Annotated in this window: 23 protein-coding genes; 8 read left to right on the top strand and 15 right to left on the bottom strand. The window is 55.6% G+C overall.

The window, feature by feature from the left end; genetic code table 11:
• Nucleotides 1–36: 36 nt before the first annotated feature.
• Both IPN69_20960 and IPN69_20955 read right to left on the bottom strand, forming a co-directional pair.
• Complete coding sequence (locus IPN69_20960) at nt 37–1,878, bottom strand: protein kinase (GenBank protein MBK8813179.1); 1,842 nt, start codon at nt 1,876–1,878, stop codon at nt 37–39.
• 150 nt (nt 1,879–2,028) lie between these two features.
• Nucleotides 2,029–3,858: a hypothetical protein gene (locus IPN69_20955; GenBank protein ID MBK8813178.1), complete on the bottom strand. Its 1,830-nt coding sequence runs from the start codon at nt 3,856–3,858 to the stop codon at nt 2,029–2,031.
• Nucleotides 3,859–4,437: 579 nt separating this feature from the next.
• On the opposite strand from IPN69_20955, the gene msrP reads away from it, so the two are divergent.
• Together msrP and IPN69_20945 are read left to right on the top strand one after the other, a co-directional pair.
• Complete coding sequence (gene msrP / locus IPN69_20950) at nt 4,438–5,427, top strand: protein-methionine-sulfoxide reductase catalytic subunit MsrP (protein MBK8813177.1); 990 nt, start codon at nt 4,438–4,440, stop codon at nt 5,425–5,427.
• An 88-nt stretch (nt 5,428–5,515) separates the two neighbouring features.
• Nucleotides 5,516–6,130 carry a sulfoxide reductase heme-binding subunit YedZ gene (locus IPN69_20945; protein ID MBK8813176.1) on the top strand — a complete coding sequence of 205 codons (615 nt, stop codon included), beginning with the start codon at nt 5,516–5,518 and terminating at the stop codon, nt 6,128–6,130.
• A 134-nt stretch (nt 6,131–6,264) separates the two neighbouring features.
• On the opposite strand, the gene IPN69_20940 is transcribed toward IPN69_20945, so the two are convergent.
• The gene (locus IPN69_20940) at nt 6,265–6,972 is read right to left on the bottom strand and encodes an ATP-binding protein (GenBank protein MBK8813175.1); all 708 of its coding nucleotides are present in this window, start codon (nt 6,970–6,972) and stop codon (nt 6,265–6,267) included.
• Between the two features lie 37 nt (nt 6,973–7,009).
• Between IPN69_20940 and IPN69_20935 the strand changes: the two genes are divergently transcribed.
• A complete protein-coding gene (locus tag IPN69_20935) occupies nt 7,010–7,261 on the top strand; it encodes a hypothetical protein (GenBank protein MBK8813174.1) in 252 nt (83 codons plus the stop codon).
• Nucleotides 7,258–7,716 (top strand): hypothetical protein, encoded by a 459-nt coding sequence (locus IPN69_20930; GenBank protein MBK8813173.1) that lies wholly within the window; start codon nt 7,258–7,260, stop codon nt 7,714–7,716. Before IPN69_20935 ends, IPN69_20930 begins: the two co-directional genes overlap by 4 nt.
• 31 nt (nt 7,717–7,747) lie before the next feature.
• Here the strand turns inward: IPN69_20930 and IPN69_20925 are convergent, their stop codons facing one another.
• Nucleotides 7,748–7,945, bottom strand: a complete 198-nt coding sequence (locus IPN69_20925; protein ID MBK8813172.1) for a YwbE family protein — start codon at nt 7,943–7,945, stop codon at nt 7,748–7,750.
• Between the two features lie 126 nt (nt 7,946–8,071).
• Between IPN69_20925 and IPN69_20920 the strand changes: the two genes are divergently transcribed.
• The gene (locus IPN69_20920; GenBank protein MBK8813171.1) at nt 8,072–8,890 is read left to right on the top strand and encodes a TonB family protein; all 819 of its coding nucleotides are present in this window, start codon (nt 8,072–8,074) and stop codon (nt 8,888–8,890) included.
• 78 nt (nt 8,891–8,968) lie between these two features.
• On the opposite strand, the gene IPN69_20915 is transcribed toward IPN69_20920, so the two are convergent.
• From IPN69_20915 to IPN69_20895, 5 genes are all read right to left on the bottom strand, one after another.
• Nucleotides 8,969–9,532 carry a hypothetical protein gene (locus IPN69_20915; protein ID MBK8813170.1) on the bottom strand — a complete coding sequence of 188 codons (564 nt, stop codon included), beginning with the start codon at nt 9,530–9,532 and terminating at the stop codon, nt 8,969–8,971.
• A gap of 156 nt (nt 9,533–9,688) precedes the next feature.
• Complete coding sequence (locus IPN69_20910; GenBank protein MBK8813169.1) at nt 9,689–10,012, bottom strand: hypothetical protein; 324 nt, start codon at nt 10,010–10,012, stop codon at nt 9,689–9,691.
• A gap of 232 nt (nt 10,013–10,244) precedes the next feature.
• On the bottom strand, nt 10,245–13,013 hold the full coding sequence (locus tag IPN69_20905; GenBank protein ID MBK8813168.1) for a VCBS repeat-containing protein: 2,769 nt from the start codon (nt 13,011–13,013) through the stop codon (nt 10,245–10,247).
• A gap of 196 nt (nt 13,014–13,209) precedes the next feature.
• Nucleotides 13,210–13,407, bottom strand: coding sequence for a hypothetical protein (locus IPN69_20900; protein MBK8813167.1), 198 nt, complete (start codon nt 13,405–13,407; stop codon nt 13,210–13,212).
• A gap of 123 nt (nt 13,408–13,530) precedes the next feature.
• A complete protein-coding gene (locus tag IPN69_20895; protein ID MBK8813166.1) occupies nt 13,531–14,331 on the bottom strand; it encodes a hypothetical protein in 801 nt (266 codons plus the stop codon).
• A 25-nt stretch (nt 14,332–14,356) separates the two neighbouring features.
• Here IPN69_20895 and IPN69_20890 point away from each other — a divergent pair, with 25 nt between their 5' ends.
• Nucleotides 14,357–14,503 (top strand): hypothetical protein, encoded by a 147-nt coding sequence (locus tag IPN69_20890; protein MBK8813165.1) that lies wholly within the window; start codon nt 14,357–14,359, stop codon nt 14,501–14,503.
• Between the two features lie 132 nt (nt 14,504–14,635).
• Here the strand turns inward: IPN69_20890 and IPN69_20885 are convergent, their stop codons facing one another.
• The 6 genes from IPN69_20885 to IPN69_20860 form a co-directional block, all read right to left on the bottom strand.
• Nucleotides 14,636–15,121 carry a hypothetical protein gene (locus IPN69_20885; GenBank protein ID MBK8813164.1) on the bottom strand — a complete coding sequence of 162 codons (486 nt, stop codon included), beginning with the start codon at nt 15,119–15,121 and terminating at the stop codon, nt 14,636–14,638.
• Nucleotides 15,122–15,359: 238 nt separating this feature from the next.
• The gene (locus tag IPN69_20880; GenBank protein ID MBK8813163.1) at nt 15,360–15,869 is read right to left on the bottom strand and encodes a hypothetical protein; all 510 of its coding nucleotides are present in this window, start codon (nt 15,867–15,869) and stop codon (nt 15,360–15,362) included.
• Between the two features lie 35 nt (nt 15,870–15,904).
• Nucleotides 15,905–18,226 carry a hypothetical protein gene (locus IPN69_20875; GenBank protein MBK8813162.1) on the bottom strand — a complete coding sequence of 774 codons (2,322 nt, stop codon included), beginning with the start codon at nt 18,224–18,226 and terminating at the stop codon, nt 15,905–15,907.
• An 83-nt stretch (nt 18,227–18,309) separates the two neighbouring features.
• Nucleotides 18,310–18,651, bottom strand: coding sequence for a hypothetical protein (locus IPN69_20870; GenBank protein ID MBK8813161.1), 342 nt, complete (start codon nt 18,649–18,651; stop codon nt 18,310–18,312).
• Nucleotides 18,645–19,265 (bottom strand): hypothetical protein, encoded by a 621-nt coding sequence (locus IPN69_20865; protein MBK8813160.1) that lies wholly within the window; start codon nt 19,263–19,265, stop codon nt 18,645–18,647. Before IPN69_20865 ends, IPN69_20870 begins: the two co-directional genes overlap by 7 nt.
• On the bottom strand, nt 19,252–21,414 hold the full coding sequence (locus IPN69_20860; GenBank protein ID MBK8813159.1) for an RHS repeat protein: 2,163 nt from the start codon (nt 21,412–21,414) through the stop codon (nt 19,252–19,254). The genes IPN69_20865 and IPN69_20860 overlap by 14 nt, the downstream gene beginning before the upstream one ends.
• Before the next feature lie 35 nt (nt 21,415–21,449).
• On the opposite strand from IPN69_20860, the gene IPN69_20855 reads away from it, so the two are divergent.
• Together IPN69_20855 and IPN69_20850 are read left to right on the top strand one after the other, a co-directional pair.
• Nucleotides 21,450–22,661, top strand: a complete 1,212-nt coding sequence (locus tag IPN69_20855) for an IS21 family transposase (GenBank protein MBK8813158.1) — start codon at nt 21,450–21,452, stop codon at nt 22,659–22,661.
• Nucleotides 22,661–23,485 carry an ATP-binding protein gene (locus tag IPN69_20850; protein MBK8813157.1) on the top strand — a complete coding sequence of 275 codons (825 nt, stop codon included), beginning with the start codon at nt 22,661–22,663 and terminating at the stop codon, nt 23,483–23,485. Before IPN69_20855 ends, IPN69_20850 begins: the two co-directional genes overlap by 1 nt.
• Nucleotides 23,486–23,493: the final 8 nt, after the last annotated feature.

Raw genomic sequence — 23,493 nt, 5'->3', positions numbered from 1 at the left:
TACGATGGCCATAGAAGGCGTGCGGATGTCCGTTGATCAGCAGTCCCCCGTAAAAATGCAGTCCGAGTTTCTTTTCGGCGCCGGGGTCTTGGGTTTCTGGGTCTTTACCGGCGGCGTCTTGACGGTCGTCGGCACCGTCGTTACGGTCTTCGTCTCGGACGGCGAAGCGGTCGGTGAAACAGTCGGAGTCGGTGTTTCCGTCTTCGTAGCCTTTTCCGTCGATGACGGTGACGGCGAAACTGTCGAGGCCGGCGTCGCCGTCGGCGTCGGCGACGCGGTGACAGTTTGCGACTGGTTCCAGATCCAGTAACCGGCGCCCGCTCCGCCGACCGCCAGGAATAGCAACGCCAGCAGCGGGATTACGATAAACAAAGCCTTTCCGCGTTTTTTCGGGGCCGCGGCGGGACTTGCGAACTGCTGCCCGCCGGCAAATGCCGCGGCGCCGAAGGTTCCGGGCTGACCGGTATTGCTCCCGCTCGGAATCACGATCGGATCCGAATTTTGAGGCTGTCCGCCGGTGTTGAACTGATTGGTTGCGGACTGTTGCTGGCCGCCGGTATTGAAAGGGCTACCAATGGGTTGTTGACCGCCCGTATTGAAGGGGCTCGCAACCGGCTGCTGACTGTCGAACTGACCACCCGTCGGCGGCGGTTGCGGTTGGCCGCCGGTGTTGAAAGGGCTTCCGATCGGTTGTTGACTGTTGAACTGACTGCCCGTCGGAGGCGGTTGCTGACCGCCCGTATTGAAAGGACTGCCCGCAGGCGGCTGTATTTGAATCGTCTGTTCTGAGATCGGCGAGCCAAACTGCTGGCCGATCTGATCGGCCGGAATCTGCATCGTCGGCGCATCGGTGACCGACGGAACGCGTGCTTCGGGTTCGGTGTCAAAGGCCTGAAAGAACGTCGGTGCCGCCTCCGAACTCGCGGTTATCGGCCGGTCCGCGGTGCTGCCCATCGCCTCTTTGAGTGCCAGCTCCATTTCGAGGGCGGACGGAAAACGATTATCACGATCGATCTCCATCGACTTCATTAAAAGATTCGCCAGCGCCGGCGGGACCTGAGAGTTCAGACTGGCAGGGTTCGCCAGCGGATCCTGTTTTCCCGACCAAACTTCGGTCGTCCGCTTGAGCGAATCGATCGGCAAGGTGCCGGTCAGCATATGATAAGCCGTCGCGCCGAGCGCATAGATGTCCGAGCGGGCGTCCGCAGCCTGATCCATCACGACTTTGATGCGGGACTCGAATCGCTGCAACAGAACTTCACGAAAAACCGGATCGAGAACGCGGTAGGTCTGTTCTATCGGCGAATAGTTCAGCGTCGCGGCGACGAACGTTTGATTGCCGATCGACGACGAATTTGCGGGTTCAGGCGCGCCGCCCTTCGCGATCCCGAAATCGAGAAGCTTGATCTTTCCGCGCGGCGTCATCTTCAGATTCTGCGGCTTGATATCACGGTGATAGATCGGCGGATTCTGCGTGTGCAGGTAATCGAGCGCGTCGAGCAGCTGCAGCATCCAACGGACGACGTCTTCGACCGGAAACGGTACCTTGCGGTCTTCCATCAGTTCGCCGAAGTCCTTGCCTTCGACCAGTTCCATCACCAAAAACTGACGGCTGTCGTGAGAAAAATAGTCGCGGACGTGCGGCACGACTTCGTGCTTGATCTTCGCCAGCAGCTTTGCTTCGCGCTCAAACGCCGACTTGATCAATTCCTGCTGCTGGGCGCTCGGCGCTTTCGCAGTATCGATCATAATTTCCTTGATCGCGCAGGTCGTATCGAAGACACTGTCTTGAGCCTCGTAAACCGCACCCATTCCGCCGTGGCCCAATTGGCGGACGATGCGGTAACGATTATTCAAAAGTTCATTTACAAGAAGCATTGTATGTTAACGTCCGTTAAAGAATATGATTCGGCGATTATAACCGCTTTCTACGAAAATTAGAAAGAACAAAGTGCGTCGGAATCGCCGCTTGTTCCCTAAAATGAAAGAAGGCCCGCGGGCGTTCGAAAACCGGACTTTCACCGGGCTTTATTCGTTAAGCGTGGCGGCGGTGAATCCGACCCGTTCGTTTAGAATTCCCTGAGCGATGAAGGCTTTCACGAAAACGCGCACGTCGGCCCGGCTGAACTGATCGATGAGGTGTTTGGTGCGGTCGAGATCGGCCCGCGCCAAGAGCCCGATCTCCCGACCGTAACGGTAGAATCGAGATCCGTTGGCGCGGAGATTCGCCGTCATCAGCATTTCTCCTTCACGAAAAAGCTGATCTTGCTTGTAATACTTGGCGATCAAAGCATTCGCGTTGATGACATCGTTCGACTGCCCGATGATCGGTCCGAGAATCGCGAACGCGCGCTCCGGGTCGATGACGGCGTAACCGGCGGCGAGCGCGATCAGCGCATCGGCGTCATCCTTGTCTTCCGGATAGTCGCGGACCGCCCGGCGCGCCTCGTCCATCAGCAGATTCGCGTTTTCTTTGCCGTCCTCGGTTGCCAGTTGAGACGATGCGACGGCCAATTGGACTATCTGCCGGATCTTCTCGATCCCGGGCGGCATCCGGTCTATCATCCGTCGGGCATCATCGATCTTGCCGAGCGAAAGCTGCATCTGGGCAAGCCGCACATCGATCACGGCGATCGCATCGTCGCGTTCCTTGCTCTGCGGCAGATCCTGCAACTGGGCCCGCGTCTTTTCGATATCGGCACCGGAAACCGCGCGCATCGCCGCCGTCCGGTAAATGATGCCGCGGACTGCGGGATCGGCCTTCGCCGCGTCCGAGATCAATTGCGCGCTCGATGTCGCCGGATCGGTCACCGACTGCGGCATATCGAGCGATCTAAAACCGTCGGGCGCCTGTTTCTTGAGAGCGGCCTGCTTGATCTTGACGCTCGCGGACTTTTCCGGGGCGAATCTCTCGATCAACGGAACGGCCGAGGCAAAAAGCGAAAGATCGGTGAAACTGGTCGATGATGCGAGCCGGTCGGCGATCTTTACGGAAAGGTCTTTGAGAAGGCGTTCGTCGGCCCGCAGCTTTGAAAGCGACTTGTTGGTCGGCGAATCCTTGAGCGGCTGCGAAAAGGTCCGAAGCAGAGAGATCGCGAAAAAGTAATCATTGATGCTTTTCGAGAGGTCCGATTCGATGGTTTTCGAAAAAACCTCGCCGATCAGCGTGTTCGCAAGCCCGACGTCCTTTTCGGCGATCTTGAAGATGAGTCCGAGGATCTGCGACGATTGTCCCTTGGCGAGGCTCTCGCGGACAAGTTTGGCGGCCTTTTCCGGATCCTGCACCGTTGTTTGCGCGATCAGCGATTCTTCAAAGCGCAGTTCGCGTTCGGCCTTGAAAAACGAACGGCGCGCCGCCGAGCCCGATTTCGAGCCGTAGTATTCCTGCAGCTCCGCGGCAACATCGGGCGGCCGCGTCGCTGCCAGATATTCAAGCGCGAGATCGGCGTCGTAACGGGCGAGCGTCATCAGGAGCATCTGCCGCAGCGAGAAAAGATCCTCGCGGCCGAACGGTAAAATCAATTGCTGTATCTGCGAATTACCTGTCGGAGCGCTGTTGACGACGGCGATCACCTGATCGGACGCCTGGTGAAACAATTCCCGGGCGCGTTTTTCATCACGCGACCACAGAGCGTCGGCGGCCATCGTCAGGATCAGCGCCCGATTCTCGGGCAATCTCAGCGTCGCCGCTTCGGCGACCGCCTCGTCAAGCAGGCCGACGGCGCCTTTTTCGAGTTCGAGCGCCGCCTTTTCCGCCTCGGGATCCGGCGTCGGTGTCGGAGTCGGAGTCTGAGCGACAACGCTGAGGCACAACAAAAGCACCACGAAATACAGTTTGAGCGGGCGGTAAAATTGCATAAAACACTCGGAAAACCAAATTGAATCGCTGTCTCGATTTTACACTCGTTGGCGTTGATTCGGAAAATCGACGTCGCTCCGGAGTCCGTTCGCGTCGTAATCCGGTCAGGCCATTGGACAATCCGGGGTTCGATAACAATGCTGTCCTGAACGTTTTGATGCAAGAATCGAGATTCAAGAACGGTGCCGATGCGGGATCTAATAAACCCAGATCAGCAAGCCGAGGCGACTGCCCGGTAAAGACAAATCGTAATATGTAACTCAATGAGCCTCTCGGAATCTACTTCTTCAAGCGTGCGAAGCGAAACGTGGTGGCTGATCGCACCGACTTCCAAAGCGTGTGTAACACGCCCAACTCTCTTAGTTGCAACAGGTCCGCGTGTTTCACACGCTCGACTGAATTGTTGGCGGCTGACACCTGGGTTCCGCTCCGCTCCACGATCTGTCCTGACCGAGGCCGCTCGGCAAAAGCTTGAACAAAGATCGCAATGCAATGAGTCCAAATGCCAAACTTGGAATAAATCCGAGGCCGGCAGCGATTATGGTTTCTGCCGGAGCGCCTGTAGTAGAATCAAAGCAATGAAAAATCCCGAGATCAAATCGTCGGAAATTACGCCGGAAAACGTGTATTTGAACCGTCGCAACTTCATTCGCGCCGGTCTTGTGGCGGGAACGACCTTCGCGACCGGACTCACGTATCGCGTCTTCAATCAGCAGCCGCCGAAAGAAGTTGTGGTCAAAGAGATCAAGGACGTCAAACGGGCGGCGGCGACCGAAGAGGTTCCGAACACGTTCGAGCAGATCACGACGTACAACAACTATTACGAGTTTTCGACGAGCAAGACCAACGTCGGCCGTGCGGCCGAGGATTTCGTGACTCGGCCGTGGACCGTCGAGGTCGGCGGTTTGGCCGGAAAGCCGAAGGTGTTCGATATCGATGATCTGCTTCGATTCGAACAGGAAGAACGCATTTACAGGTTTCGCTGCGTCGAGGGCTGGTCGATGGTGATCCCTTGGGTCGGTTTTCCGTTGAAGCGCCTGCTTGACGCGGTCGAACCGCTCGGCAGCGCGAAGTTCGTCGCCTTCGAGACTTTTTACGAAGGCGCCGGAAAAGGCAATCCGAACGTCAAACTCCCGCAAGGACGCAACGGGATGCAGGCGTCGTTTCTGGCGGGAATCGACTTTCCGTATGTCGAAGGATTAAGGCTAGACGAAGCGATGCACGATCTGACGATCCTCGCGACGGGGCTCTACGGCAAACAACTGCCGAATCAGAACGGCGCGCCGATCCGGCTTGTCGTGCCGTGGAAGTACGGATTCAAGAGCATCAAGTCGGTCGTCAAGATCACGATTGTCGACAGGGAACCGCCGACGACCTGGAACAAAGCCGCGGAAGACGAATACGGCTTCTATTCGAACGTCAATCCGAGCGTCGCGCATCCGCGCTGGTCACAGGCGACGGAGCGTCGGATCGGCGAACTGGGCTCGCGTCCGACGCTGATGTTCAATGGCTACGGCGAACAGGTCGCGAAAATGTACGAGGGAATGAATCTCAAGAAGCATTTTTGATCTCGGCAGTTTCAGGTGTCGGTTGAGTGCCTGATCGCGGGCGTTCCGGTGTCGGTTGTGGCTGAAATACTGTCTCAGCCTTTTTTCAATGATCAGTTTTAACAAATTCATTGTCTTTTCGAACTCGCTCGTGCCGGCGGCGATGCTCGCGTATGACGCTTGGCACGGAAAGCTCGGCGCGAATCCGATCGAGTTCTTTTTGCGGACGACCGGCGTGCTGACCCTGATTTTCCTGATCCTAACGCTCGCGGTGACGCCTGTCAGGAAGTATTTCGGTTGGAACGATTTGATCAAGCTGCGCCGGATGATCGGTCTGTTCGCATTCTTTTACGGCGCGCTTCATCTCGTCACGTATTCGATATTCGACAAGTCGCTGGCGGTCACCTTGATCGTCGATGACGTTTGGCAGCGTCCTTTCATCGCCATCGGAATGGCCGCGTTTATGATGCTTGTCCCGCTTGCGGTCACTTCGACGAACAGTATGATAAAACGCCTTGGCGGCAAGAACTGGGCGCGGCTTCACAAACTCACTTACGTCGCCGCGGTCCTCGGCGTCGTGCATTTTTGGATGATCGTCAAATCCGATGTTTTTTACCCCGGCGTCTTCGGCTTGGTCCTTGCCGGATTGCTCGGTTATCGTGTGTTTTCCGCATACGAGCGCAGCCGGGAAGCAACCGCCAAACGCAAAAAAGCAATGGAATGACGAGGATACCGGGCCTGCGCGGATCAACAATCAATCTCGGAAAAATCAATTTGTGCAATTCGTGAGATTCGTGGCCAAAAAGGGATACCGCGGAAAATCAATTTGTCTAAATTCTTGAGATTCGTGGCGAAAGGTCAGCCTCTCTTCTGATCGAATTTCCGGCGATAATCCTCGCCGATGATCGAAACCGTGCGGCACATTTCGAAGAGTCGGGAACGAAGGCGGACGCCAAGCCGGTCTTCGAGCGTCTCTTCGCGGTCGTTGCGCCGCTCGTCGAGATAATTGGTCGTGAAGATCGTCAGCTTTCGGTCGTTGTAGCGCGAATTGATGATATGCGCCATCGTGTCGCGGACCCATTCGGTCGGTTTCGAAGCACCGATCTCGTCGAGGACGAGGATCTCGGTTTCGAGTATCGGCGCGAGAACTTTGAGCTCCGACGTCTGCGTCGAAGGGTTGTAAGAATCCTGAATTTCCTTGAGCAGCGCGCCGAATTCGTAAAAAAGACAGGAAAAGCCGCGTTCGGTCAGACCTTTCAAGATCGAGACGGCGAGATGCGTTTTCCCGACTCCGACGGTGCCCATCAAAAGCAGTCCGCGGTCGACGGCCGGATAGTCGAGCGCGAGCTTGGAAGCATACTTGAAAGCGCGTTCCTGGCTCGGCGTCGCGGCGCGATAATTGTGAAAATGACACGCCTCGTATCGTTTCGGAAGACGGACCTTTTCGAGATCCGATGTCTGCGTTTTCTTTCGCTGCCGGCACACGCACGGACGCGCGCCCTTTCCCGGAACGACCTCCAATCCCGCGCCGTAGCATTTCGGACAGACTTCCGGTTCATCGCGCATTTCGGGATCCTCAGGCGAAAGATACGCCGCCTCAACATTGGACGGTTTGGTTGTGGCCGATCTGACAGGCATTTTGCAAACAAGAAACGAGAGTCGGATTATAGCACCGACCTTCGGAGTTGGTGAAATCGGAGAAGCCTGGAAAAACGCCGCGGATCACCGAGGGCCGCGCCAGCTGTTTTTCCCGAACACCCGCACGATTCGCGTTGATCAGCGCTTCGACCCTAAACTTTCTCAAAAGCGTGCGGTTCTGTTATATTTAGTTATTCAAAACGCATTTGTTTTATGAGTTACTTTCGAAATTTGTTGGTCCGATTCGGCCTCGCCGAAGTCAAGGTTGACCGTTTGCCGATCAGCGTTTTTTTGCTCGATGACGATCGTCGTCGGCATCGCTGGTTTCAGAAGCGTTTTGCGGGAGACGCCATCGATATCGCCGAAACGGTTGAAGAGGCCCGCGCGTTTTTGAGCGGGTCTTCCTACGACGCGATCTTTCTCGATCACGACCTTCTTCCCGAACACTACGAGACGAACGATCACGACGATTACGACCGCACGGGTTACGCGATCGCCTTGTTCCTGTGTGAAAACCCAAAGATCCAACGCGCGGCGACGATCGTCGTCCACACGCGCAACGCCGATGCCGCGATCCGTATGGTCGAAAAGATCCGCGGGTCCGGCCGCGCCTGCGAGTACTGCGCGTTCCCGATGCTCGACCTCAAGATCAAGAATTACTGGAAGCGCTAAGTGCGCTTCAAACATTGAATAACCCTGCCTTTCAATTCGTCAGGACGGTTTTAACGCGTCCGACCTGTCCGTTCGCGAGCCTGACCTTTATCCCGTGCGGATGAAATCCCGATTTCGTCAGGATATCCTTCACGGTTCCTTCCGTCAGACGGCCCGTTCGTTGGTCTTCTTTGAGCACGATCGCGACCCGCGCGCCGGTTTTTATGTCGTTTCGATTTTTTCCGTCCATAACGGGAACAATTCCTTCGCCTGGGTGTCTAACTGATCGACGGCGAGAAATACGACGCCGAAAACGATTGTAAGAGTCTCGGAGAATTTTGACCAACGGGACCGGCAAATACAGGAGGAAACGAAAATGCTTAACCAATTGATCGAATCGAAAAATCACCACCGCGAAAACGCGCGCAAGAACAGTTTTCTGTTCGCCACCTTCGGAGTTTTGACTGCGGTCCTCGTCGGAGGCTGGACCTACAGCCTGTTCGCGAAGAGTTACGGCGTCGGCAGCGGCGATTTTGAGATGGCGAATCTCATCGCGCCGGTAATGGTCGAAAACGAAGCGCCGCCGCCAAAGCCCGAACGGCCCGAACGAAACGTCTCGAAGGCGTCGAACAAGGTCGTTCTCGAGGATCTTTATGAGGACCTCGACCGTTCGGGAGTTCCGGACGAGTCGATGGGCAAGAAAAACGTCATTACCGCCCGTCAGTACGGCATCGACAATGTCGTCAAAGGCCTTAAGAACCAGATTCCGGAAGGCGTCGGACGCACCGGCGGCAATCCGGATCAGGGTTGCGGGCTCTGCGAAGAACCGACCGCCAAAAAGCCCGCGGTCGATGAATTCAACAACGTGGTCGTAAAACCGAAAGCGACGCCCGACCCGACTCCGAAGGTCGCGCGGACGGTATCTCTCGGAGTGGTTAACGGAAATGCGATCAGTTTGCCGAAACCGAATTATTCGGCGGCCGCTTTGGCGATTCGCGCGAGCGGTCAGGTGCAGGTACAAGTGACGATCGATGAAGCCGGACGAGTAACTTCTGCGGCGGCGGTCTCCGGTCACCCGCTGCTCCGCGCGGCGGCGGTCGATGCGGCCCGAATCAGCAAGTTCACTCCGACGACGCTCAGCGGACAACCAGTCAAGGTCACCGGCGTGATCATCTACAACTTCGTGCCGCGTTAACCCGGTCAACGAAAAACGGAGTTCAACTGAAATTGCACGGGCGACGATCGCGTCTCCCGTGCAATTTTTGCGTGCGTGTTACTCCTGGTTGTCCGCCCAGTCGGACGAATATCGGTGCGACCAGGTGACTTGGCCCGACGGGCTGTAGGACAGGCACAAGCCCTCAAATGTCGGCATCTGCCCGGTCGAATAACCGCCGCGGTTGCGCTGTTCCTCGGTCGCCGCGTAAACGTGGCACTGCGCGTTTTGCGCCAGTTCCGAGCAAAAGACATTGCCGTCGCCGGCGCCGAAACCGGGATAGCTCGCAGTCAGCGAAGCCATCATTTGGGTGTCGGGAATCCGCGCGACGAGACAAGCGACGAACCATATCTTGTCGACCTTTCCAGCCCATTGCCGAAACAGGCCGAGGTGGGTCCGGTTGAATCCCTGCCCGATCCCGACCCAGCCCGGCAACCCGTGACAATTGATGACGACGTTCTTCAGTTTGTGTCCGGGAGCGCCGCTCGCGACCGTCGCGACCCATTCGACGATATGCTCGCGCGTCTGTGCGCGATCCACCTCCCAAGTGTTCCACATACTGATCTTCGACCAGCTGATCTCGGTCGAGTTGAGCGCCATTGAAGGCTGTTCAAGCGTGAACATACTTCGACCTCCCGATTCAAAGTTTGATCCGGCAAAGGTCTGTCGTCGCGGGCGGTCTGATCAGGAAGCAACAGACGGAACAAAACGCGTCCGTTCGGCAAAAGTTCGTCGGACAATTAGATTCTACAACTCCGTGTCGCCGACTTCCAGACGAATCTACCTTCTTTTGTAAACGACTCCATTGAGCTTCATTTCGCCTTTTTCATTCGGCTCTTCGTCGATCTTGAACGTTTCGCTGATACCGAAAAGCGAGATCTTGAAAGATTTTCCGGATTCGTCGAATTCAGCGCCGCCACCGGTGACTTCCTTGCCGCCGATCTTGAAGCCGGCGCCGCCGTCGCTGTTCAGATACATCGTCGATCCGTCGGCGCCGACCCAGTTACCCTGATATTTGACCGGCGCGGGTTTTCCGCCGCCGCAGGCCAGAACGAGCGCCGCGAGCAACAGGACCGCGACCGCCAAAGTCTTTGCATTTTTCATTATCTTTGCTCCTTTTTTTGGTTCTCCCGGATTCGACCCAAATCGCGCGTCGGAGGGAACTTCCCGCGAAAAAACGCGAAAAAATGGGCATTTTTCTAATCTGTTTTTCGCGTATTCAGCGTATTTCGCGGGAAATAGATTCCAAATAGAACCCGGTTCAATCCAAAAAACGGAATTCGTCGCGAAAATGGGTCAACAGATTCGATGCTCGGCGATCTCGCCGAATCGCGACCTATGGAACATACGCCGACGGAACCGGCCGGTCGGTCGAGAGTCCGAACTGCCGGATCGAAATCCCGGCGCGCGACTGGTTGAGATACCAGGTTCCGTTCGTCGGCCGGAAAACGGCGGCGTCGAATCTTCCGTCGCCGTCATAGTCGCCGGGCGCCGGCGTGTCGCCGCTCGAACCGAAGGCGAACGAAAAGTAGCTCGAGTCCTCGCTGCGAAGGACAAACCACTCGCCGGTCGACGGACGCCAAACGGCGGCGTCGGTTTTTCCGTCGCCGGTATAATCGGCCGGAACGGGTTTGTCGGTCGAACTGCCGAATTGAAAGGCAATAACTCCGTTCGAACTGCGGTCGATCCACCATTCGCCGAGCGACGGACGGTAGATCGCGGTATCCGCCCGTCCGTCGCCGTCGAAATCGCCGGCCACTGGCAGGTCGCCGTTGGCTCCGAACTGTTTGACGATCGTTCCGCCGGTCGATCTGTTGACGAACCAGTTCGAGTTCGACGTCCTGAAGACGGCCGCATCGGCCTTGCCGTCGGCGTCATAATCCGCCGGAACGGGAATATCGCCCGCCACCCCGAACGGGAACGAATAATAGGTCGAATCTTCCGAACGAAGAACGAACCATTCGCCCGTCGAAGGCCGCCAGACGGCAATGTCGGTTCGCCCGTCGCCGGTGAAATCGGCCGGAACGATCTTATCGGACGAGGCGCCGAACTGTGCGGCGAAATTCCCGCCGTTCGCCGAGCGCGAGATCCACCATTCTCCGGGAGCCGGACGAAAGATCGAAAGATCGGTCCGGCCGTCGCCGTCGAAATCGGCATTCGTTCGTCTCGATGCGGTCGAGGCCGGCGCAAAAACCGTGAATCGGAAGACCTGTGATACCGAGAAACCGTTGGCTGCGCCGGCGTCGTTCACATACCAGCGGCCGAAGAACGTCCGGCCGACCAATGCCGGATCGTTCGCGATCGGCAAACTCACCGAGCCGAAACCGTCGTTCGAGGTCGTGACCGTCACGCGAGCGAATGAACCGGTTGCTGGAATCGACGCTCCGGCGCCGGGATCGCTCGAATCGATCACCAGAACCGCCGATGAGTTTCCGAAAGCACGCGAAACGCCGACCGTGAAACCCGGATTGCCTGCAAGCGGCGGTTCGATCGCCGTTACCTGCGGAATCAACCCGCCGGTTCCCGCGCGGCCGGTTCCTTCGACGACGGGAGCCCGGCCCGATTCAGTGTACAGGCGCGGGCGGTCGAACGGCGCCGACTCGTCGCGGACGCGCTGATCGGTTAACGGACGCTTCAAAAACGCGACGAGGTCGGCCTTTTGCTGCGTCGTCAGGTTCAGCGGACGGACGAGTCCGCGGTTGATGTTCGTCGCGTCGAAGTCGCCGCCGCGGTTGTAGAATTCGACGACCTCTTCGAGCGTCGAGAACCGCCCGTTGTGCATATATGAGCCGCGAAGCTCGACGTTCCGTAGGTTCGCTGTCTTGAATCGGCCGCGGTCGTTCGTGTTTCCGGTGACCGCGAAGCGTCCGGTATCTTCGTTTTGCGGGCGAACGCCGACGTTGTGAAAGTTCTGATCCGCGAGCACGGGGCCGCCGTGACAGAAGCTGCAGTTGACGTTGACGAAAACATCGCGGCCGCGGTCTTCCTGGGCGGTCAAAGTGCCGTTCGCCGAGGCCCAACGGTCGAGCGGAGTGCGGTCGGAAAAAAGAGTCCGTTCGTGGGTCGCGATCGCCAGCGCGATCCTCGACGGCGTCACGTCCGGCGTCCCGAAGGCGTCCTCGAAAAGTTCCGGATATGAACGCCCGTCGATCCAGTCAAGAAGCGACGGCGGAATGCCGGTCGCGAGCGCGAGCGGCTTCGAATTGGCGATCTGTTCGGCGGCCTGCGTCCAGTTTCGATTTCCGTGGGCCATCTCGACCGCGCTCAGAGGCGGTCCCAGAACCTGGTTTTCGAGTCCGCCCCAGTCGTTGATCAGGATCGCGTTGGTTAGCGGATCGCGAAAAGTATTGGTGGCGCGTCCGTCCCAGAAACTACCGTTCGTCGTGATCCCGGCGTTAAGATATGACGGCGCGCGGCGGCCGGTGACCTGTTCCGCGAATCCGAAAAGCGGCGATGCCGAATAGGTTCCGTCCGGATTGTTGTTTGGAACGCCGGGCGAGCCGAAAACGTCGTCGGCAGTGTTGAAAACATTGTCGAATCCGGGATTTCTTGCGTTGGTGCGCGGGTCGGATCCTCCGGATGCGGGTCGATGGCAGGTGCCGCAGGCGACGGTCAGCGTCGATGAAAGCTGTTCGTCCCAAAAAAGCGTTTTGCCGAGGCTCGCTTTCGCAGCCGTGACCGGATTGTTCAAAGGAACGGGCGGCGGCGAAAGTGCCGAGAAGATAGACGAATTGAACGATCCGTCGGCGCGCAAGCCCTGGTCGGCGGCGCTCAGATCGCTGATCGCGAGATCGTTCTCGGCCCGGACCCAGTAAAAATAATTCTGTCCGACGGCCGCCGAAGCGTCGAAAAAGTAGTTCGCGGCGGTGTTTCCGACGTCCGACGCGTTGGCCGTGTCGTTCGTGGTGTTCCGAAAAATCCGATACCGAGTCGCCCCGCGGACGCTGAACCAGCTGACGTTGACCTTGTCGATATGATCGCCGTCGGTCGCCGCGACGCCGCGCGGAACCGCGAGATAGGCCGTCGCCGAAGCACCGCCCGTACGGAGGCCAAAAAGGGCGAGCGCGACAAAGAAAACGATGATCAAAGATTTCAGGCGCGTCATTCGCTCCAATTCTACAACCGAAGCCCTCGACCCGAAAGTGAATCGAGCAAGAATTTGGGTAGGGCTCCTCAAATCCCCAATGTGTTTTCAAGCGTGCGGAGCACCCGAACTTGCGATAGCACCCCGTTACACACGCTCGCCTGAATTGTTGGCGGGTGACACATGGGTTTATCCCGGCCGAAGTTCCTTTTGCGGCTTACTGGATCCAATCGGCCAAACGGTTCGCGATTATCGCGACGACGGCGTTCGGGTGGCCGCGCGGGACCGACGGAATAACGGATGCGTCCGCCACCCACAGGCCGTCGAAACCGTTGACCCGGAGGCGCGGATCGACCACCGCACCAGGATCCGAACCCATCCGGCACGTCGAGGTCGGGTGATAGACCGTCTGCATCGACCGGTTCAATCGCCGTAGCTAGTGATCTATAGCTCTGCCCCAAACAACCGGAGCTCAAAATGAGCAACAACCCGCTGACCAAAACCATACATCGAAAGCGACTCTTGTAATCTTTCATTTCTATCTGCTTCCTTCGAGTTTCCATCGTACAAACTTCTGTCGGCGCGACGGATCGGTAAACGAAATTTGGAACGTGCCCTTCGGTCCTTTGGTTGCCCCCGTCTTCCTTCGTAGGTCGCCAGAAATCAACTCCAAGCGTTCATCGCTTAAACGTGAATTAGGATCAGAACTGTTAGTAGTCTCTTTTCCGTTAACGTCGATTTTGTTTGTTGGGTTGTTGCCGCAATATACAAATAAATTCCAACTTTGAGGCACGGATGCGTGGGAATCATTCAGAACGTCGTCCGCGCTGGTGAAACGACCATGCCCAAATTGAAAATAACGCGCCTGAGCAAAGTCCAATTCCGTTTCACTGTCGCGCTCGTAGCCGGTGAATTGCTTGCGGATCGTGTCTCCGACATATTCTGCGTGCGATCGCTCGGTGATATCTTCTCCGTACGGGCGGTAGTCATGTCTTGAAATTACGGTGCCGTTTTCGTTCGTGTTTATCCGCGGGCTGCCGAGGTGGTCGTTGGTCAGATACGCCACTTGCGGGGTTTGGTTCAAATTCGTCGAATATTCTGCCACCAAGCGTGAAGATGCGTCGTAGACGAAGACGGTTGTTTCACCGGTCGACGGGACGTGCTTTTTGACGCGGCGGCCGTCGCCGTCATAGAAATATTCACCGATCGTGCCGGTGACCGCGCCGTTGGCGTCGACCGATTCGATCTTCGTCTGCTTGTTCTCAGCGTCGTAGGTGAACTTCCGAAACTGCGCGTCGCGCGTCGTGTTGCCGGCGGCGTCGAATGCGTAATCGTTCACATTATCCGCGTCCTGATCGAGGTTGATGCGGTTAGTCGACGGGGAGATCGACGGATTGAGCACTTTCCGGTCGGCGGCGCAGACCGTGAAGTTCGGCGATGTTCCGCAGTTTTTCGGGATCGTCGTCGTGTTCGCTTCGACAAAGTTGCGCTCCGATTGGCCGCAAAACTGACCCGCTATTCAACCTATTTTGTCTTTCGATTAAGTAAGTGTTGATCGCGCCGGTCAAATTCGGATTTCTGGCGCCCTCACCCGGTAGAGTTCGAAGATCAGCATGCGACAAGACCTATCTTGATTTTCACGCCTAATGCAACCGCTTGAATTCAGTCATTGTAAATGTATAACAGTCCAGCACTGCGGCCTCATCAATCATGTCGGACGCCCTATCATCGACCAACTTCATAACGCTGACCCGATCATCGCCGAATTGCTCATATCCGAAGTCTGCCGGTTTAGAATCACACGTGGTATCGCGAATCGCTTTCAGGCGGTATCTCTCTCCTAATTCATAGAAATCTCGCTCGGGAAACTTGTCCATTTGAAACTGCCTGTAAACGAGCCTGATCAATGGCGGATCGTTGAACTTCTTTTTTCCGATTCGTGTCGCGGCAAAGATGTACGAATAATAATGCGGTCCAATACCCGCACCGATTATCAGACTATTCACGGATGCCTTCACGGCCCCCTCCAGGCGCACTGTCGCCGGCTTTTTGGATTGTGAGCTTGCGACCGAACTTAAAGTCAATAGAAACACGACGACCGCGATCTGTGCCCGAATTGCAATTTTCATTCTGAGTACTCGTAACTGAGTTTTCATCGTGCGAGAAGGATTCAGCATTGCATCTCGAACAACTCCAGGTTCAGCGACAGTTCGTGAGTCGCTCGGGTCTCTATCAACTCGAGTCATGCATGCAATTTAACTCTTGTTGACAATTCGTCAGGGCTCGATCCTTCTATTCGTTTTGGATTCACACTCTCGCTAAAGATGATGCCCATTCGATGACCATGACAGTTCGCGCGAATGTGTTTTACTTCGCCTTTGTAAATGACCGAATTCTTACTTCAATCACGGATGAATTTGCGAATGCGAGCATCGGGTCTGCTTCCTCGACGATCCTCCCGATGTCGGTTTCGTGAACGGTCTCGGGTCGGCCCGTGTTGTATCCGATTACCGGATACCAACCATCATTTGTGGCGGGGCCGTATATCTCCCAGCCTTGGACAATAGTGATATCCTCACGTTTGAGTCTGAGACAGCTCCCGACCTTTAGATTGTTACCGGTTATGAAGTCCGGGTCCGATGTGTTGATGTACGTTATTTCGCGCGTTTTCTCATCATACGCTATGGAATACTCAATATCGTCAATCCAATCGACAATAAATGGGTCGAACGTATCAACACCAACCTTTATTTCCTTTGAAAACTTATTCTTGGAATGAATGCATTCGGTCGGGAGGATCCAGCCAAGCTGCAATCTGGTGCCGCAGTCCAGCCAACCGAAAGAGAAGATCAGTAACGACATAATGGCTATTCTCATTTGAAAAACTCCTCCGACGGATTCCCGTCGCATCACTATTGACTCGCTGTATTCTGAGTAAAGTACCTTAGTTTTGAATTCTTATCGTTCCAAGCAGAGTTGGGTCCAGGACCCGATGCGGCTTGGCGTATCGGTTGACTACCATCCTTGCTTGTGACTTTACGAACCTCTCCGGCGTCGCCCAATTCAGAAACTCGCACCGCATGGCCAACCGTCGAGAAATCAACTTCGTTCGACGAAAAATACAAACCGGCATCTCCTGCCTTCGGAGTATCAGTTTCTTTGGAACCGTCGTCGTCGATGATTGCCTTCACTGTATCGCGACTATTTATCCAGACCTCTCCCTGCCCAAATGTAGTTCCGAAGCAATTCGCGACGGGATCAAGTTTGTTGTTTTTCTTCAGGTCGGCAAGGGATACACTACGAACTTCAATTTGTTTCCCGTCACTGTCCTCAAAAGTGATTTTTATGTTCGGCTTATCATTGAGTTTCATCGCGTCTACGGCATTCTTCTTGTCCGTGTAAATCTTTCCAATCTTATATTCGGCAGAGATTATTACTGTTCGCCCATCCTTCAATTTTGCACGCGCGACTTCCCGACGTTCAACCTCATCCTTGCCATCAACCTTGTTCGCGTCAAATTTCACTGTTCCGTCAGGGTTCTTTTCAATTTGTCCATCGGGATCAATGTACCTGAGCGGGTTGTTGCTGACGAAAACATACAAATTGGAGTTTTGTGTTTTGGCAGGGTAAATCATGTTAAGAAAATCATCTGGACTCGTAAAGCGTCCGTATCCGGATTCATAGAACCGCGCCTGTGCGAAATCCAGATCGGTCTCGCGGTCGCGTTCGTATCCCGTGAATTTCTTTCGGATCGTGTCGGCGATGTATTGGGTGTGCGTGCGTTCGGTGATTTCTTCGCCGTACGGGCGGTAGTCATGTCTTGAAATGACGGCGCCGTTTTCGTTGGTGTTGATCCTTGGGCTGCCGAGGTGGTCATTTGTCAGGTATGCCACCTGCGGGGTTTCGTTCAGGATTGTCGAGTATTCAGCCACCAGTCTTGAAGATGCGTTGTAGACGAAGACGGTTGTTTCGCCGGTCGACGGGACGTGCTTTTTGACCCGGCGACCGTCGCCGTCATAAAAATATTCACCGATCGTCCCCGTGACGTTGCCGTTTGAATCGATCGACTCAACCTTGGTTTGCTTGTTCTCGGCGTCGTACGTGAATTTGCGTACTAACGCGTCACGGGTCGTGTTGCCCGAATTGTCGATCGCGTAATCATTCACGCTGTCGCCGTCCTGATCGAGATTGATCCGGTTTGTGTTCGGCGAAATCGACGGGTTGAACACCTTCCGATCCGCGGCGCAAACCGTGAAATTCGGCGATGTCCCGCAGTTCTTCGGGATCGTTGTCGTGTTCGCTTCGACAAAGTTGCGGTTTCCATAACGGTCGAACGTGTAATCCTGCTTCCAGGTCTCGGTCGATCCGATCTTCTCAGTCGCGTCGTCGATCCTGTTCAGCGAGTCATACGTATAGGCCTGAACCGCCGTGAAGCCAGTCGAACTGCCGACAGTCGGAGCCGTGATCGCCTGAGACTGAATGTTGCCGTTGTTCTTTGCCGTATTGAGCGTGCCGCTTTCGACGACGCCGTAGGTGTAATCGAGTTTCAGCAGATCGGTCGTGTTCTGAACCTTGCCGAGAGCGATCTGGGTTGGCTGGAGGCGTGAATTGAAGGCAGTCTTCTCCCACGTACCGTTTCCGAGCTGCATCGACGAAACCGCGCCGGCGGCGGTGTAGGTGAAATGGTTCGCGTAGTTCCAGAAGCCGTAATCGGCGTTTCTCTTGCTCTGAACCATCGACAGATCGCCCTCGTTGTCGAGCACGTTCCTGACAATCCTTCCCGACGGATATTTCTCTTCGAGAAGAGCGCCCGAAAGGTTGTACGTGTACTCCATCTCATTATAGACGGTTCCGTCCGTCGTCTGTTTGCTTTTTTTCACGCGGCCGACGGCGTCGAACTCTGTGTATTCGGTGACCGAGAACGGCGTCGAACCTGATCCGGTCGTGACCTTGGTCAGCTTGCCCTTGGCATGACTCAGATTGTCGTAATTATAGTAAACAGGAAGCGTCGAATCGGAATAAGTTCTTTGCGTCACGCGGTTGAGCGCATCGTACGCGTAGCTCGTCGTGATCGAGCGGGCATCTTGTTTGCTCGTCAGATTCCCGTTTGGATCATATGCGTACAGGATCGTTCCCGATTCGGGGCTAGCCGCCGATTTCAACCGCGACAGCGCGTCGTAAACGAAGGTGCGCGTCTGGACTCCCTGACTGACGGTGAGCAGGTTGTTCAGCACGTCATATGAGTAATAAGTCGGCTGGTTCGGACTCGCAACCGTCCCAAGCTGGCCTGCACCGTTTGGCTCGTCAACGCGGAAAGCTACCCAAGCGCATTTGTGATCGAACGACGCTGTTTGCCGACTTGGTCGGTGACGGTTGTCGTGTTTGTGTCGATGTCCGTGCGGACGATGCCTGTCGAGTTTGCATTCCCGCCGCCAAAGACGATCGGCAAAGCTGAGCCTGAAAGGTCTGGACTTCCGAGCGTATGCCTTCGCTCCACCCGGTCGCGAGAGTCCAACCCATCGTCGCGTCGGACTCGGCTGACGAAGTCGCCGCTCGGTATGGGTTTGACGTGAGCTGACACGTAACTCGAAACCGTCTTGTACCGCGTCTGCACTTTAATGCCATCGGTTTGTGTAACCGTGACAACCGTAGTTACCAAGGACCAAATATTGTCAGTTCGGGACTATACTCCGGACCGTGAACCGTTAATGACACCCGACCTTTAGTAGTGACGCGAACTGAAATCCATGGAACTTGGATTTCATCAATAAATGGTCGTCGCTGCAGTGTATCGTCTAGGGCTTTTCGAACAGACCGCGCTATCTCACCAAACGGAGTTTCGGCCCAAAGACTCTTTCCAATACTCAAACCATTCAATGACAATTGTTTTACAAATTTTGCTTTGTCGATGGGCTCAAAATCGGAAACGATAACATCAACGATGACAATTTTCTCAAAATCAACTTTGTATTTTGGATAGAGAATTAATTTATAGTCTGATTGTGGCTTATTCCTGATAAGTTGCCATCGCAAACTCTTAAAGAGGCCGCTTTTTCGAAGTTCTTGTATTACGGCGCGGATTTTAGTTTTATCTACGCCATCTCGATCGTAAAGTAAAACATTACAGTAACGTAAAGGGAAGGCTGCACTGTAATGGCTGCGGGCTTCTATCGATGTAATTCTTAATGCTTGTTGGCCGTGTGCAGACATTGCAAATGCAAGTGTCAACGCAGCGACGAGCACCATCGAAAAAGTAATTTTATTCTTCTTCATTTTTCTTCTTCTCCTCTTTGCGCGGGGCATTACTTATCGAAATCGCGAGATCCGAATGCTTTTTATCGGTTGTGACCACGCGCCGAACGTAACCAGTAGCGGGATCTCTTAATACGACCTGATAGTTGATAGTTCCGTTGAATTCGGGCCGACTGCGTTCTTTGTCACGATTGACTCTAAATGTCTCAGTCTTAGTAACTTTAAAGCCCTCCTCTTTGCCATTCGGAGTAACCTCGCTTTTAACTTCAGTTCGCTCAAGGTTCTGGGTATCTGACAAAGTTCCTCGCGGTGATTTGCTTTCATCGATATTGCCTTTTGAGTCTCGCGCGGGTGCTGGCTCTATGTTGGCAGCATCTTCTGGCTTGGTTCCCTCCGGCCCAGCGTTTACTATAAACGTATAGGTAATTTGGAATCGTCCTCCATCAACCGGGACATCGTTCCATTTTGTCTTGTCGAGGTATTCTGTCTTAACGCTAACAATTCTTGGGTTTGTCGTATATATTTTTATGACTTCCTCTTTTTTGTTCTCCTCGGGTTTCCGGCCTGACTGTAAACCCGTTGGGTCAACCAGAATCAGTGGACGATTCATTGTGTAGGTGTAGCGGTTAAATGTCTGCGGATTGGCAGACTTGCCGGATGCCAACAGCGGATCGACTGCGGTAAATCTGCCGTGTTGATTTTGGTAATAGCGAGCCTCTGCAAAGTCGAGACCGGTTTCGGCGTCTTTTTCGTAGCCGGTGAAACGTTTGCGCACTGAGTCTTGACCGGTCAGCGAATATTTATTTGCTTCGGTGCGATTGGCAGTGGAATTGGCGTAAATTTCTTCGCCGAAGGGAAGAAAGTCGCGCCGCGAAACGACATTGCCGAGTTTATCCGTCAGAACGCGTGGGCTTCCGAGTTGATCGGTCGCCGTATAGTTGATCGTCGGGTTTGCAGGCGGTGTTGCTGTTGAGTATTCAGCAACGAGCTTGCCCATTCCGTCATAGACGAAGACGGTGGTTTCGACATTTGTTACCTTTTTGACTCTCTTTCCGTTGCCGTCGTATAAGTATCGACCGACGACGGCGTTGTTGGCGTCCCTGACCTCGGTTTGCTTGTTGTCGCCGTTAAAGACGAAGGTGCGTCCGCCGTTTGCTGGGTCAGTTGTAATATTCCCGTTTTTGTCGTAACCGTAGCCTTGACCCGCGTTGAATCTGTTTGTGTTCGTATCGACAGTCGGCAGGGTGAGATTGTTCATCGCCAATTCTTGCTCGCCAACTTTTTCATAAAAGGCGTTTCTATTTCCGTAAATGTCGTAGCCGAACGTCTGCTTCCATGTCTGAACGCCATTTACTTTCTCGATTGCCTCAGTTATTCGATCAAGCGAGTCGTATTTAAACGTCTGAACGAACGGATTTGCCAGCCCTGAAAAGTTCACAGTTTGCTTTGCTATATTCCCCGCATTCTCAGTTGCGTCAACCGTTCCGTTGGTTTGCAGTTCGCCGTATTCGTAATTCAGTTTCAAGTGGCTGCCGTCGCCTACAGAATACCCCATCGTAATCTCGGTCGCTTGCAGACGACTATTAAGTTTCGCACTTTCCCAAAGTCCGTTTCCGAGTTTGAGCCGCTCGATCTTTCCGTCAGCAAAGTACTGAAAACCTGTAGCATAAGTCTGTTCCGTTGCCGTGCTCGTCGGCTTTCCATAAATGCGCGCAATGTCGCCGCTGGCATCGTATTGATGATTTACAACTCTGCCGCTAGGATAGGTTTGTTGCGTGAGAGCACCGGAGAGGTTGTATTGATAGCTCGAAGTCCGCGGAGTCGCATTCGCAATCGTCTCGCCGTCGAGCGGTGTCCGCTGTGTGCTCGCGAGCAGTCTCCCGGCCACGTCAAAACTCGTGTATGTCGTTTCGGAAATGCTCGAAGTAACTTTTGTCAGCTTGCCTTTTGAGAACGGGACATTTGAATCGTCGTAACTGTTTGTCACGGTCGGAGTGCCGTCGCTGTAGGTTCGTGTCAGCGGTCGATTCAGGGCATCGTATGCGTTTGTAATCGTCGTTCCTTTGGCATCAGTCGTGGTCAGAACATTTCCGTTGTTGTCGTATGTGTCATTATGCGTGAGAAAATGACCCCCTAGCATGCGTTTGTTTTTGACCCCCCTGGACGGCATTTTTGATAACTTTCGTGAAACGGAGGTTATCGGGAATGCTTGGAATGGAGGAATGGATGGAGGTCAAAGACTTGAAAAGGCAGGGGCATTCGATAAAGCAGATCTGCCGGATGACGGGATATTCGCGGAACACGGTCCGCAAGGTACTGCGCGAGGGTTCGCCGAAGCGCGCGGCGGAAGCGAAACGGGGTTCCAAACTGGACGCGTACAAGGATTATCTGAAGAAGCGGTACGAGGAGACGGGCCTCAGCGCGGTTCGGCTGACGGGCGAGATCCGGGGAATGGGGTTCGCGGGATCGTGGGACATCGTGAGGCGGTACTTGCGGGAACTGGACATCGGGGCGAAGGTATCGGCGAAGGCGACGGTGAGGTTCGAGACGCCGCCCGGCAAACAGGCGCAGGCTGACTGGGCGGAGATCGGGTCGTACATCGACGAAAAGGGGAGCCGGAGAAAGATCTACGCGTTCGTGATGTTGCTGGGTTTTTCGCGGACGATGTACGTCGAGTACACGCGGCGGATGCGGATGCCGGAGCTGATCGGGTGCCTTGAGAGGGCGTTCGCCTACTTCGGCGGCTGGCCGGAGACGATCCTCTTCGACAACATGGCGCAGGTGCGCCTTCCGTGCGGGAAACTGAACCCGCAGATGGCCGACTTTCTGAATCACTACGGGATCGCGCCGAGGACGCACCGCCCGTACCGGCCGCGGACGAAGGGCAAGGTCGAACGCGCGGTCGGGTATCTGAAGGACAACTTCATCAAGGGGCGGGAGTTTGCCGACCTTGCGGATCTTCAGGCACAGGGCGCGGCGTGGCTGGAAGAGGCGAACGGACGGAAACACGGGACGACCGGAAAGCGGCCCTTCGACCTGCTGCGGGAGGAAGGTCTGACGCCGTACGGGTCGGCGCCGCGGTACCGGCCGTCGGTCTGGAAGAAGCGGACGGTAAGCGTCGACGGGTACGTCTCGATCGGGGGCGTGAAGTACTCGGTGCCGCCGGAAGCGGTCGGCCGCAAGGTCGTGGTCGAGCAGGGAGAACGCCGGGTGACGGTGCGCACGGGCGAGACGGTCATCGCCGAACACCCGCGGTCGCTCAAATCCGGCGAAAGCGTGGCGGATCCGGCGCATGTCGCGGCGATGTGGAAACTGACGGTTGAAACGCGTGAGGCGCCGCCGAAGAGATCGGGACGGGTTCTGTTCGAGACGGTCGCGGCGGCGTCGCTCGTCGCCTACGAGGAGGTGATCGGCTGATGAAGGTCTACGAAGATATGGCATCGTCCGCGCTCGGCGAACTTGATCTCAAGACCGCCGCGGTCAATCTTGACACGATCGCCCAGCGGGCGGCCGCCGAGGACTGGAGTTACACGGAGTTCCTCGGGCGGCTGCTCGAAGGCGAGATCAGGCACCGGCAGGAGATGCGCGTCGCGCTGAGCCTGCAGTTCGCGCGCTTTCCGTACCCGAAGAGGCTTGGCGAATTCGATTTCAAGGCGCAGCCCGGCGTTGACCGGAGGCTCATTGACGAACTGGCGACGGGGCGCTTTCTGGCCGAAGGGCGGAACATCGTCTTTCTCGGGCCGCCCGGAGTGGGCAAGACGCATCTCGCGATCGGGCTCGGGGTGATGACGGCGGAACTCGGGCACCGCGTCTATTTCACGACCGCCGTCGACATCGCGCGCAAACTCGTGCGGGCGATGCACGAGAACCGGCTCTCGCGCGAGATCAAGAACCTGACGCGCCCGAAACTGCTGATCATCGACGAGGTCGGCTACCTGAAGCTCGAACCTCCCGAGGCGAGCCTGTTGTTTCAGGTCATCTCGGAGAGATACGAACGCAAGGGAGCGGTCATCCTGACGAGCAACAAGGCCTTCGCGGCCTGGGGCGAGGTCTTCGCCGGAGACGCGGTGATGGCGAGCGCGGCTCTCGACCGGCTGCTCCACCGCTCGACGGTGATCAACATCCGGGGCGAAAGCTACCGGCTCAAGGAAAAGCGGGCCGCCGCGGCGCGCACGGGAGTTGTGGAAGAGTTGTCGGCAATTGCCGCCAACTCTTCCACAACTCCGGACAACAATGACTAAAGGGGGGG

The organism is Acidobacteriota bacterium (assembly GCA_016715115.1).
In the GTDB taxonomy this organism is placed as follows: domain Bacteria; phylum Acidobacteriota; class Blastocatellia; order Pyrinomonadales; family Pyrinomonadaceae; genus JAFDVJ01.
Note: the sequence above shows the minus strand (reverse complement) of the source record. Positions and strands in the feature narration are given on the sequence as shown.

Coding starts and splice junctions, on each gene's coding strand:
- IPN69_20960 (MBK8813179.1), bottom strand. CDS start 1,878: ATGCTTCTTGTAAATGAACTTTTGAATAATCGTTACCGCATCGTCCGC.
- IPN69_20955 (MBK8813178.1), bottom strand. CDS start 3,858: ATGCAATTTTACCGCCCGCTCAAACTGTATTTCGTGGTGCTTTTGTTG.
- msrP (MBK8813177.1), top strand. CDS start 4,438: ATGAAAAATCCCGAGATCAAATCGTCGGAAATTACGCCGGAAAACGTG.
- IPN69_20945 (MBK8813176.1), top strand. CDS start 5,516: ATGATCAGTTTTAACAAATTCATTGTCTTTTCGAACTCGCTCGTGCCG.
- IPN69_20940 (MBK8813175.1), bottom strand. CDS start 6,972: ATGCGCGATGAACCGGAAGTCTGTCCGAAATGCTACGGCGCGGGATTG.
- IPN69_20930 (MBK8813173.1), top strand. CDS start 7,258: ATGAGTTACTTTCGAAATTTGTTGGTCCGATTCGGCCTCGCCGAAGTC.
- IPN69_20925 (MBK8813172.1), bottom strand. CDS start 7,945: ATGGACGGAAAAAATCGAAACGACATAAAAACCGGCGCGCGGGTCGCG.
- IPN69_20920 (MBK8813171.1), top strand. CDS start 8,072: ATGCTTAACCAATTGATCGAATCGAAAAATCACCACCGCGAAAACGCG.
- IPN69_20915 (MBK8813170.1), bottom strand. CDS start 9,532: ATGTTCACGCTTGAACAGCCTTCAATGGCGCTCAACTCGACCGAGATC.
- IPN69_20910 (MBK8813169.1), bottom strand. CDS start 10,012: ATGAAAAATGCAAAGACTTTGGCGGTCGCGGTCCTGTTGCTCGCGGCG.
- IPN69_20905 (MBK8813168.1), bottom strand. CDS start 13,013: ATGACGCGCCTGAAATCTTTGATCATCGTTTTCTTTGTCGCGCTCGCC.
- IPN69_20900 (MBK8813167.1), bottom strand. CDS start 13,407: ATGCAGACGGTCTATCACCCGACCTCGACGTGCCGGATGGGTTCGGAT.
- IPN69_20890 (MBK8813165.1), top strand. CDS start 14,357: ATGCGGTTAGTCGACGGGGAGATCGACGGATTGAGCACTTTCCGGTCG.
- IPN69_20885 (MBK8813164.1), bottom strand. CDS start 15,121: ATGAAAATTGCAATTCGGGCACAGATCGCGGTCGTCGTGTTTCTATTG.
- IPN69_20880 (MBK8813163.1), bottom strand. CDS start 15,869: ATGAGAATAGCCATTATGTCGTTACTGATCTTCTCTTTCGGTTGGCTG.
- IPN69_20865 (MBK8813160.1), bottom strand. CDS start 19,265: ATGAAGAAGAATAAAATTACTTTTTCGATGGTGCTCGTCGCTGCGTTG.
- IPN69_20860 (MBK8813159.1), bottom strand. CDS start 21,414: ATGCCGTCCAGGGGGGTCAAAAACAAACGCATGCTAGGGGGTCATTTT.
- IPN69_20855 (MBK8813158.1), top strand. CDS start 21,450: ATGCTTGGAATGGAGGAATGGATGGAGGTCAAAGACTTGAAAAGGCAG.
- IPN69_20850 (MBK8813157.1), top strand. CDS start 22,661: ATGAAGGTCTACGAAGATATGGCATCGTCCGCGCTCGGCGAACTTGAT.